This is a genomic window from Allocoleopsis sp., from assembly GCF_036703385.1.
Classification (GTDB): domain Bacteria; phylum Cyanobacteriota; class Cyanobacteriia; order Cyanobacteriales; family Coleofasciculaceae; genus Allocoleopsis.
In genome coordinates this window covers 1-2,211 of the sequence record NZ_DATNPA010000604.1, presented here as the reverse complement: position 1 = coordinate 2,211, position 2,211 = coordinate 1, and the positions used below count along the sequence as shown (strand labels likewise).

The 2,211-nt window shown below is 43.8% G+C and carries 1 protein-coding gene; it reads right to left on the bottom strand.

The features are described 5' to 3' along the window. Window positions 1-78: 78 nt before the first annotated feature. The gene (locus V6C93_RS28960) at window positions 79-1,362 is read right to left on the bottom strand and encodes a sensor histidine kinase (RefSeq protein WP_333480138.1); all 1,284 of its coding nucleotides are present in this window, start codon (window positions 1,360-1,362) and stop codon (window positions 79-81) included. Between the last annotated feature and the right edge of the window lie 849 nt (window positions 1,363-2,211).

The window sequence follows — 2,211 nt, the reverse complement described above, 5'->3', positions numbered from 1 at the left end:
GGTCGATTGCCGGTTGCAAAACCAAAGTCAAAGAACGATTGTTGTGTTGGAGGTTGATGCGTCTCACTACCTAATATTTTAAGCGCTAGCGCTTACCTTTACTTGCGACACTGCCCTAGTCGTAGACTCCAGTGATGTCAGTGTGGACTTGGTGTTACTACCAATAACCTGCGCTGGTAGGTGTACAGTAAACGTGGAACCTTGACCTAGTTGGCTAGACACTGTAATTTTGCCACCCATCATTTTGCAGAAGTGGCGACTAATGGTTAGCCCCAAACCCGTGCCACCATACCTTCTGGTGGTGGAGGCGTCTGCTTGAGTGAAGGCTTTGAAGATCTGTTTGAGTTGATTGGGCGTCATACCGATACCAGTATCCGTCACCCGAAAAATGATGGAGGAATTCATTGGCTGCTTCGCCGCCGTCAGTTTTGACTTTTGTTGACGGCTGATGTCCAAAGTGACTATCCCCTGTTCAGTAAATTTAGCAGCGTTGCTGAGAAGGTTGAGCAGGACTTGACGAACTTTAGTTGGATCAGCGTGCATAGTACCTAGATTGCGGTCACAATTGACGACTAGGGTGTTCCCGTTTTTCTCAATCATGGGTTGCGTAGTCGTCACAATGTCATCAATCAAGGTCGCCAGATCGAAGGTTTCTAAATAAAAGTTTATCTCACCTGCGTCAATTTTGGAGATGTCAAGGATATCGTTAATTAGGGAAAGTAGGTGAGTGCCGGAGGTGTAAATCGCTTCCAAGTCAGGGACAAAATCGCTATAGTTTAACTCAAGCGCATCTTCTTTCAAAAGCTGGCTCAGACCCAGAATGCCGTTCAGGGGTGTACGCAATTCATGGCTCATATTAGCAAGAAATTGGTTCTTGGCTAGGTTGGCGGATTCGGCGGCTTCTTTGGCTTTTTGTAGTTCTGCTTGTGTCCGTTTGCGCTCAACAATCTCTTCAATAAGTGCTTGATTGGTTTCCTCTAATTGAGCTGGACTGGGCAAAGCCAATGCTTGAGGAAGTAAGGACATCATTTCTAGGGCTGTATAGAGGGAAACTACAGCCGTAATGGTTTTGACTAAACCCGATAGCCAATAATCAGGATGCCACAGTGTCCATATTTCCATCACATGAGTAGTGCCGCAGGAAATAATAAAGGCTCCAAATAATAGAAAAAGCCGATGAAAGGGTAAATCTCGTCTTTTGCGGGCGAAATAAAGCAACAGGATGGGAATTGAATAATAAGCCAGTGCGATTAAAGAATCAGTGATGATATGTAGCCATACCAATTCTGGCATCCACAAATAGCAATGTCCGTGAGGAATAAACTTATTTGGATCTAAAAAATTGTTTAAGGATTCCCACATAACCCCTGTTTCCTGAATCGGAGTTCACTCAGTTCAACCTGAATTTAATTCTTTGGGCTAAATTTGTTCAGATTTTTTATAGAGCTTTAATAAAATTAAACAAATCCCTGAGGAAATTGAAAATACTACTTTAGGAAGACGATGAAGAGTGCTACTCCTCCGAAGAGGTAAGTGTAATACAGCTTGAGATACGTTCCTGGTATAGCTCGAAGGCTCAGAGAACCAGGTTCTACAGACAATAAGACTCTTGTCGAGGGTCACTAAAGTATTGATAGCGGAGAAAAATAGGATGAGAGGATTATTTACAAATATTTACAGTAATACAGATTCAGATGAATTTTCTCTCTAGAAAGGTTATTTTTCATGAGTCTGGACGTTTTGCAAGAGCTAGCGATCGCGGTGATTAAATCGCATTGTATCCCCACTGGAAAGAGGCTGTGAGTCCAAGTCATTCGCCAGCCGAGTTTGCTCATGAATCAATTGTTTCGTTGGGTTGTGATCGCACTACCCGTTTTCGAGTCAGTGAAGTATATATCTGTTGTAGGGGCGCACCGACGTGCGCCCTTTAGATATGTTTCATCAAGTTGCAAATTGCTGTAAGTCAAACAACCGAGTCAGCAGTGAAAAACTCTCACCTAGTAGGCGTAGAAACATTTACATCAACACTCCAGCAATTGGCAAATGGCGAGGCTGGATTGGCAAGCGCAGTGACGATACTAACGTCTAGAACGCTGGCGGCAAAAGTACTAATTAACGGCGTTTGGTGGATGCTGCTTTAATACCTGCTGCAAATACTGCCCGGTATACGACCTCTCATTCTGAGCCACTTTTTCCGGTGTTCCCACTACA